Source organism: Stakelama flava (assembly GCF_019351405.1).
Lineage (GTDB): Bacteria > Pseudomonadota > Alphaproteobacteria > Sphingomonadales > Sphingomonadaceae > Sphingomonas > Sphingomonas flava_A.
Genome location: NZ_JAHWZX010000027.1, coordinates 1 through 8671, shown reverse-complemented (window position 1 = coordinate 8671; position 8671 = coordinate 1). Strand labels below are relative to the sequence as shown.

At 64.8% G+C, this 8671-nt stretch carries 8 protein-coding genes; 5 read left to right on the top strand and 3 right to left on the bottom strand.

What is annotated here, in order from left to right; all coding sequences use genetic code 11:
• The 5 genes from KY084_RS16135 to KY084_RS16115 form a co-directional block, all read left to right on the top strand.
• Positions 1-986: DUF3363 domain-containing protein (locus tag KY084_RS16135; protein ID WP_219239478.1), on the top strand; the 986-nt coding region annotated here is incomplete at its 5' end.
• Positions 987-1063: 77 nt separating this feature from the next.
• Positions 1064-1489, top strand: coding sequence for a CopG family transcriptional regulator (locus KY084_RS16130; protein WP_219239477.1), 426 nt, complete (start codon positions 1064-1066; stop codon positions 1487-1489).
• A gap of 491 nt (positions 1490-1980) precedes the next feature.
• The gene (locus KY084_RS16125) at positions 1981-2772 is read left to right on the top strand and encodes an ImuA family protein (protein WP_219239476.1); all 792 of its coding nucleotides are present in this window, start codon (positions 1981-1983) and stop codon (positions 2770-2772) included.
• On the top strand, positions 2681-4240 hold the full coding sequence (locus tag KY084_RS16120) for a DUF6504 family protein (RefSeq protein WP_219239475.1): 1560 nt from the start codon (positions 2681-2683) through the stop codon (positions 4238-4240). The genes KY084_RS16125 and KY084_RS16120 overlap by 92 nt, the downstream gene beginning before the upstream one ends.
• The gene (locus tag KY084_RS16115) at positions 4240-7665 is read left to right on the top strand and encodes an error-prone DNA polymerase (protein ID WP_219239474.1); all 3426 of its coding nucleotides are present in this window, start codon (positions 4240-4242) and stop codon (positions 7663-7665) included. Before KY084_RS16120 ends, KY084_RS16115 begins: the two co-directional genes overlap by 1 nt.
• A 160-nt stretch (positions 7666-7825) precedes the next feature.
• Here KY084_RS16115 and nadS read toward each other — a convergent pair whose 3' ends face one another.
• The 3 genes from nadS to KY084_RS16750 form a co-directional block, all read right to left on the bottom strand.
• On the bottom strand, positions 7826-8113 hold the full coding sequence (gene nadS, locus KY084_RS16110; RefSeq protein WP_219239473.1) for a NadS family protein: 288 nt from the start codon (positions 8111-8113) through the stop codon (positions 7826-7828).
• Positions 8110-8430 (bottom strand): type II toxin-antitoxin system RelE/ParE family toxin, encoded by a 321-nt coding sequence (locus KY084_RS16105; RefSeq protein ID WP_343228048.1) that lies wholly within the window; start codon positions 8428-8430, stop codon positions 8110-8112. The genes nadS and KY084_RS16105 overlap by 4 nt, the downstream gene beginning before the upstream one ends.
• 151 nt (positions 8431-8581) lie before the next feature.
• Positions 8582-8671: IS3 family transposase (locus KY084_RS16750; protein WP_343228049.1), on the bottom strand; the 90-nt coding region annotated here is incomplete at its 5' end.

The following is an 8671-nucleotide window of genomic DNA, read 5'->3' as shown; positions in this document are numbered from 1 at the left end:
CGCCCGAAGTGTCGCCGCGGGATTATGCGATTTACGACCCCGCCGAAGCCAAGCCGCTGGTCGGACGCGTGGTCACCCGAGGCCTCGCCGACGAACATCGCGACCGCCATTATCTGATCGTCGCGGGCACCGATGGGCGCAGCCACTATGTCGACATCGGCAATCGAACCCTGTCCGAGATGCTCGACAGTCCGGAAATCGTCAGGGTCGGTCCGCTGATACCGACCGTGCGCGAGGTCGACCGCACCATCGACAAGGTCGCTGCGTCCAATGGCGGCCGCTATGATATCGATGCGCATCTGCGGCATGACGCGAGCGCCACGCAGCGGTTCGCCGAAGCGCATGTCCGCAGGCTCGAAGCGATGCGGCGCGGCAAGGGCGGGGTCGAACGGCTGCCCGATGACAGCTGGAAAATCGCGCCCGATCATCTCGACCGCGTGCTGGCATTCGAGCGCGGCATTGCCGCGGGCCGCCCGGTTAAGATCGAGACGCTGTCCGAGCGCCCGCTCGAACAGCTGGTCGGCCATGACGGGCTCACCTGGCTCGACGAGCAGGCGCTGGCGACGGAGCCTGAAAAGCTCGAACGCGGGTTCGGGGCGCAGGTCCGGCAGGCGCTTGTTCAGCGGCGCCAATGGCTGATCGAGCAGGGGCTTGCATGGCGCGAAGGTGACGACGTCCGGTTCCGCCCCGATCTGCTTAGCCAGTTGCGCCAGCGCGAACTGCGGCAAGTGGCAGGCCAGCTCGCGAAGGAGATGGGGCTCGACTATGACGAGCATCGCGGCGGTGTGGTCGAGGGCACCTATCGCAAATCAGTGCAGGTGGGCGCGTCCCGCTACGCGCTCATCGAGAATGCGAAGGAGTTCACGTTGGTGCCCTGGCGCCCGGTGCTTGAGAAGCGGATCGGTCAGTATATCTCGGGGTTCGATCGCGGCGGGTCGATCAGCTGGACGTTCGGGCGCGGGCGCTCGGGTCCGGAGATCAGCTGACCGGCTGCGGCATTAGCGTAGCAACACGCAAACCAGCGATCTGGCGGGCGACATTCGCCAAGCCGACACTGCCCGCCATGCAAACGCGCAAGACCCGGCATCAGTTCTATCTGCCCGACGAGCTCTCGGTGAAACTCGACGCGATGGCGGCGAAGCCTGGTTCGTCTAAGACAGCGATCCTGACCGACGCGCTCACCGTCTGGTTCGAGCGGCGCGCCGCGCACGAGCTCGACGACCGGTTCGGGGCTCGTCTCGACCGGCAGAGCCGCTCAGCCGACCGGGTCGAGCAGAAGCTTGATTATCTCACCGAAGCGCTCGGGCTGTTCGTTCGCCATCAGCTCACGCTCACCGCGCACCAGCCTGCGGTCGATCCCGAGACCAACCGGCTCGGACGCCTTCGTTACGACGAGTTCGTACAGCTGGTCGGGCGCATGGTTGCGCGCGGCGACGCCGACAAACAGCTCATCCACCGTCAATCCCCAAAAAGGGGGATGGACAACTGAAGGAGCATGCCAACAACACCTGCATCGACAAGCTCGACAGCTTCTTCTGGCGTGACAGCTTCGAAGAGCGGCGCTGCCTGATCCCGCTGACCCATTTCGCCAAGGCGGAAGGACCGAAGGGGGCGAAGACCCGGACGTGGTTCTCCGCGCCGGGCGAGGACGGGCTGCTGGTCGCGGCAAGTATCTGGCGTTCGAGCGACGAGTGGGGAGAGTGCTATTCGATGATCATGACCAAGGCGAACGAGAGTGTCGCCGGTGCATGACCGGATGCCGGTGCTGTTGCGACAGGCGGACTGGGGTGGTGGACCGACGGATTGCCGCGGTACGCGCGCGGGCTGTGCGTGCCGTTTGCGGGCAAGCTGGAGGTCGATCGCACCGACCGGCCGTGGAACGCGAGGTAGGATCGAGACTTATTTGAGGGGCTTGATTGCGGAACGGAACGGTGAGAACATAATGGGAACACAACCGTGAGTCGATTCGTAATTCATACCGTGCCCGATGCCGATGCCCTTCCCCTGCCAGCCAATGACGCGATCCCTGATTGCGTCCCTAATTGCGTCGACGCCCTGCGGGCGGCGGACCTGCCTGCGGCGTTTGCGGGCGGGGGCGAGGAGTGGTCGCCGGAGCGTGATTTGCCGCCGAGCCTGTGGGAGCTGTTTTCGAGCATGGACGATGCTTCCGGAGAAGCGCTGGCGCTCGCCTTTGCCGAGGCCCGGCTGCAGGGTGGTGCACACGCAAAGCACTGGCTGTGGGTGCAGGATGCGCAAAGCATCCGGCGCGGCGGGCGCCCGTTCTTGCACGGGCTGCCGGTCGAACGGCGGCACCGACTCGTCCATGTCGAGGCGCGCAACGCCGCCGATGCGCTGTGGGCGATGGAGGAGGGCGTAAGATGCGGCGCGCTGTCCTTCGTGATCGGAGAGTTGGCGGGCGATCCCAAATCGCTCGATTTCACCGCCACACGGCGGCTGGTCCTCGCGGCCGAGCGCCATGGCGTGCCGCTTTACCTTTCGCGGCGCGACGGCTTTGCAAACCTTTCGGCGGCGCGACTGCGTTGGCGGGTGGAGGCAGCGCCATCGGGTATGCATCGGTGGAATACGGTGGCGCCCGGAGCCCCGCGCGCCGGGGCGGAGCTGTTTCGCGGGCGGGGATTGAGGCCCGGCCGTTTCACGCTCGAACACAGTGTCGGCCATCATGAGCCCGGGCAAAACGCGTGCCATCGTCTCGCTCTGGTTCCCGAACCTTGCGATCGACCGCTGGAGCCGGAGCACCGCGGGGCAGGGTGATCCCGATGCGGCGCTCCAGCTGGTCGTGCTCGTTACCGAGACCGCGTACGGGCCGGTGATCGATACCGCCAGCCCGCTTGCCCAAGCGGCCGGGGCGCAGGCCGGGATGCGGCTGGCCGATGCACGGATGCTCGTGCCCGGCTTGGTTACCCTGCCTTCCGATCACGAAGGCAATCGCCGCACGCTCGAACGCATGGCGATCGCCGCCCAGCGCTGGGGCCCTTGGAGCATGGTCGATGGCGAGGACGGGGCGCTGCTCGATGCTTCGGGATCGGCCCACCTGTTCGATGGCGAAGCGGCGATGCTGGCGGAAATCGAGCGGCGGTTCGCGATGCGAGGCTATACCTGCCGTACCGCGCTCGCACCCAATGCCGGGGCGGCCTGGGCGCTGTCGCATTACGGAGCGGAGCGACCGGTCGTGTCCGATCCTGCCGTGTTGCCCGGCGTGCTCGCCCCGCTTCCGGCAGCGGCCCTGCGGCTGAACGACGATACGAAACTGCTGCTCACACGGCTGGGACTGAAGACTGTGGGCGACCTACTCGACGTGCCGCGCGCAAGCCTCGTGCGGCGCTTCCGCAATCGCCGTGCGTCCGAGGCCAACCCGCTCGCCCGGCTCGACCAGGTGCTGGGCAAGACGCACGAGCCGCTGGTACCTTTGCAGGAGAAGCAGCCGCTCGCTGCCGAACGTCGCCTCGTCGAACCGCTGCTCGCGCTCGACCTGCTGGCGCGGATCATCGCCGACCTCGCGGAAGACCTCGCGCGCAGTCTCGAGGCGGAGCGCAAGGGTGCGCGGCGACTACTCCTGCTGCTGTGGCGGGTCGATGGCGATACCATCAGCCGCACGGTGGAACTGGCCTCGCCCTCGCGCGATGCAGCGCACCTCGCGCGGCTGTTCGACGCTCGGCTGGAAGGGATCGAGGCCGCATTCGGGATCGATCAGGCGCGGCTCGTCGCGGTGTGGGCGGAATCGCTCGAGCAGGAGCAGGAGCGACTCGATGCGCCGGAGACCACCGGCACGAGCTTTGCCGTCCTGCTCGACCGGCTGGTGACGCGACTGGGCAAGGGCAGCGTGTCGCGGCTCGCCCCGCGCGGCAGTCACCTGCCCGAGCGATCGCACCGGCGGCTTGCGCCCGATGTGGAACCAGCGGCGGCGCAATACGATCTGGGCTTCCACCAGCGGCCTTTGAAACTGCTCGACCGGGCCGAGCAGATCACCGTGATCTACGCCACGCCCGAAGGGTTGCCGCGCCGCTTCCGCTGGCGCGGGGGGCTGCACGATATCGCGCGGGTGGAAGGGCCGGAGCGGATTGCCCCCGAATGGTGGCGCGAACGCTCGACCGCGCGGCTGCGCGATTACTACCGGATCGAGGACGAGATGGGCCGCCGCTACTGGATCTATCGCCACGGCCTGGTCGGCGACGGGCGCGGCGGGCCGCCGGATTGGTATTTGCACGGGTTCTTCGCCTGATGCCGGACCAGCCGATCACCCCCAACCGCCGCACGCTGGCTCGCCTGTCCGACGAGGAGTTTGAGGGTCATCCGCCCAGCGCGTTCGTCGAGCTGGGTATATCCAGCTGCTTCTCCTTCCTACGAGGCGCGTCCGATGCGGTGGACTTGGTGCTGGCGGCTTTTGCCCAAGGCTACGACGCGATCGGGATCGCCGATCGTAATACGCTGGCGGGTGTGGTGCGCGTGCATACCGAGGCTACGACCGCGCGGATGCGGCCCCTGGTCGGCTGCCGGATCGTGACGGTGGAGGGCTGGCATTTCCTCGCCTACCCGACCGACCGCGCGGCATACGGGCGGCTTTCTACCCTGCTCTCGACGGGCAAGATGGCAACGCTGGAGGGCGAGTGGCAGGAGAAGGGCGAGACCCATATCGATCTCGAGCTGCTGGCCGCCCATGCGGAAGGGGTGCAGCTACTCCTGATGCCGCCGGACGACCTCGATAGCGGGTTCGAGGACGCACTGCACGATCTCGCCGGGCGGTTACCGACGCTGCGCCATCTCGCTGCAGCCTATCTCTATCGCGGAGACGACGTCGCGCGGATCAACCGGCTCGATGCGCTCGCCGAGGCGAACGATCTCGACATTCTCGCCACCAACGATGTGCATTACCACGCGCCCGAGCGACGACCTTTGCAGGACGTGATGACCTGCATTCGCGAGAAGACCACCATCGCGAATGCCGGTCTGCTGCTTCACCGCAATGCCGAGCGACACCTGAAACCGCCCGCCGAGATGATCCGCCTGTTCGCCAAATGGCCACATGCCATCGCCGCCACCCGCGAGGTGGCCGATGCCTGCAATTTCAACTTGGAAGAACTGGCCTACGAATACCCCGACGAGCCGATCCCGAAGGATCGTTCGCCCGACGATCACCTTGCCGCGCTGGCATGGGAGGGGGCGGACTGGCGCTATCCCGATGGCGTGCCGGAAAAGGTGCGCGGGCTGATCCTCCACGAGCTGGAGCTGATCGGAAAGCTCGACATCGCGCGCTATTTCCTCACCATCAAGGACATCGTGGATTTCGCGCGCGGTTGCGATCCGCCGATCCTGTGCCAGGGGCGCGGCAGCGCGGCCAATTCAGCCGTCTGCTATTGCCTCGGCATCACCGCCGTCGATCCCGACGAGCACGAGCTGCTGTTCGACCGCTTCATCTCGGAGGAGCGCAAGGAGCCGCCCGATATCGACGTCGATTTCGAGCATGAGCGGCGCGAGGAGGTGATCCAGTACATCTATGCCCGCTATGGCAGGAAGCGCGCAGGCCTGTGCGCCACGGTGATCCATTACCGCCCGCGCATGGCGATCCGCGAAGTGGGCAAGGTGATGGGCCTGTCCGAAGACACCACCGCCGCCCTCGCGCGCACCGTATGGGGCAGCTACGGTCGCGAAATCGCGGAAAAGCACGCCGCCGAAGCGGGCCTCGACATGGCTGATCCGCAATTGCGCCGCGTGCTGGCGCTCACCGAGCAGATGATCGGGATGCCACGGCATCTGTCGCAACACGTAGGCGGCTTCATCCTCACCCAGGGGCCGCTGATCGAAAGCGCCCCCATCGGCAATGGCGCGATGCCCGAGCGCAGTTTCATCGAGTGGGACAAGGACGATATAGACGCGCTCGGCATCCTCAAGATCGACATCCTCGCACTGGGCATGTTGACCTGTCTGCAGAAGGGCTTCGACCTGTTGCTTGACCATCATGGACGCGACCTGACATTGGCGACCACTCCACGCGAAGACCCACGCGTTTATGATATGCTGGTGAAGGGTGACAGCCTCGGCGTGTTTCAGGTTGAAAGCCGGGCGCAGATGAACATGTTGCCGCGCCTCAAGCCGCGCCGCTTTTACGACCTCGTGATCGAAGTCGCGATCGTCCGCCCCGGGCCGATCCAGGGTGATATGGTGCATCCCTATCTCAAGCGTCGGCGCGGGGACGAGCCGGTTGCCATCCCCAAACCCGCGCCCGAACACGGCCCGCCCGATGAATTGTCGAGCATCCTTTCGCGCACTTTGGGCGTGCCGATCTTTCAGGAACAGGCGATGAAGATCGCGCTCGACGCGGCCAAGTTTTCGAGCGTGGAGGCGAACCAGCTGCGCAAGGCGATGGCCACTTTCCGCAGCCGCGGGATGGTCGACGAATTGCAGGACAAGATGGTCGGGCGGATGATCGAGCGCGGCTATGATCCAGACTTCTCAGAACGCTGTTTCAACCAGATCCGCGGTTTCGGTGAATACGGCTTTCCCGAAAGCCACGCGGCGAGCTTCGCCCATCTCGTCTACATCTCCAGCTGGATGAAATGCCACTATCCGGCCGTGTTTGCTGCCGCGCTGCTCAATTCCCAGCCAATGGGGTTCTACGCGCCCGCCCAGATCGTGCGCGATGCACAGGAACACGGGGTCGAGGTGCGCAGCGTCGACGTCAATGACAGTGGCTGGGACAACATGCTGGAGGATTTCGTCGAGGGTAATCCGCAGCCGCCGATGCGGCTCGGCTTTCGCCAGATCGACGGGATGCGCGAGATAGATGCGGCTTATCTCGTGGCCGAGCGAGAGGAGCGCGGACGCTACGAAACTATTGTCCAGCTACACGAGCGTACAAAGCTCTCGCCCGCCGTGATCGAACGGCTTGCCGCTGCCGATGCCTTCCGCTCGATGGGGCTCGACCGGCGTCAGGCGCTGTGGGATGCGCTCGCCCTGAAGCCCGCGATCGATCTGCCCTTGTTCGCCGCAGCCGATGCCCGCGACGAGGGGGCGGAGCGCGCGCAGCACTTATTGCCTCAGATGCCGCTATCCGAACATGTCGTCGCCGATTACCAGACCACGCGGTTGAGCCTGAAAGCCCACCCGCTATCCTTCCTGCGCGAGGACTTGCAACAGCGCGGCTTCACAGCCAGCGCCGACCTGCGAGGCAAGAATTTCCGCGCGATGGTCAAGGTCTCCGGCGTCGTCCTGATCCGCCAGCGCCCCGGCAGCGCGAAGGGCGTGTGCTTCATCACGCTGGAGGACGAAGTCGGTGTCGTAAACCTCGTCATCTGGCCCGAAGTGATGGAGAAATACCGCAAGGTCATTATGGGCGCCCGGCTGATGGAGGTGGCCGGGCGACTGGAGATGGACGACGAGGTGCTGCATGTGATCGTAAACCGGATGGAGGATGCGACCTGGCGCCTCGCCGTGCTGAACGAAGACCTGCTGGACGCGCCGGTCGCTCGCGCCGACCACGTCAACCGCCCGCTCCAGGGCTCGGCCGGGCCGCAAAGCACGGTCGAAATCTTGCGCGAAGCGGCCAATGCCGACTGCGCGCCCCGCCAGTTCAAGCGCAGCTTAGCAGCGCCGCAGCCGACCCATCCGCGCAATGTTCGCACCCTGCCCAAGAGCCGAGATTTTCACTAGGATGATTTTGGTTCAGTAGTTCGTCCGTTTTCCGATTATCGCAAGCTGACTGTCGGCATTCGGTTCGAAGGCGCCATAACTCACCGAGTGAATGAACGGCCGGTTTCGACGCACAGGCGAAGTGGCACGAACGTCGGCGTTGTCGGCGGGATAAGAATGACTAGCGCAGCATCTCTCTGACCAGAGAAGGCTTTTTGGCGATCATCGCGAGCAGCACCTGCGCCGGGCCCGTGGGGCGTCGGCGCCCATGCTCCCAGTTGAGCAGCGTGCCCTTGGCAACACCAATGCTGCGGGCGAATTCGCCTTGCGAAAGTCCGGTGCTGGAGCGGATTGCGGCGACATCGACGACGGGTACTTTCACCTGATGGATCCGAGCTCCGGCTTCCTCACCTTCCGCAAATGCCAGAGCTTCGTTCAATCCCTGTTTAATGCTGTCATAAGCGCTCATTTCCGGTCTCCGTAGCGAGCGAGCAAGGCCTTGCTCATGGCGATCAACTCCGCCTGCTCGGCCTTGGTTAGATTATCCTTTTCGTTCTTGGCGAACACGGTGATGAGGAAGATCGGTACATGCACGCCGCCGAAAACATAAATGGTCCGGTAGCCGCCGCTTTTGCCGCCACCCTGCCGAGCAATACGGACTTTACGAAGGCCACCGCCCAGCGACACACCCGCCTCCGGGTTGGCAGCGATATAGTCCACTAGGGCAGAGCGATCCTCATCAGACATGATCGACTTGGCCCGCCGCAGAAACTCGGGCAGTTCCACCACGGTTTGCAAGTTAACCATGCTGGCGGGATGTATGCGCTAATGGCGTATATGTCAATGACACATAATGGCTCTCGTCTCCGACCCGCGACATGTCGTCCGGTAATCTCTAACTGGACTTGTAACGGTTTTGCGCCGGTCACCTATCTCATTATGCCACCTTGGCCTCAAAGGCGAGCGGGCTGATGCCACCCAGATATGAGTGGCGACGCCGGGAATTATAGAAGCCGTTGATGTACTG

Excerpts from the sequence above, each read along its gene's own strand:
- KY084_RS16130 (WP_219239477.1), top strand. The coding sequence starts at position 1,064 with ATGCAAACGCGCAAGACCCGGCATCAGTTCTATCTGCCCGACGAGCTC.
- KY084_RS16120 (WP_219239475.1), top strand. The coding sequence starts at position 2,681 with ATGAGCCCGGGCAAAACGCGTGCCATCGTCTCGCTCTGGTTCCCGAAC.
- KY084_RS16115 (WP_219239474.1), top strand. The coding sequence starts at position 4,240 with ATGCCGGACCAGCCGATCACCCCCAACCGCCGCACGCTGGCTCGCCTG.
- nadS (WP_219239473.1), bottom strand. The coding sequence starts at position 8,113 with ATGAGCGCTTATGACAGCATTAAACAGGGATTGAACGAAGCTCTGGCA.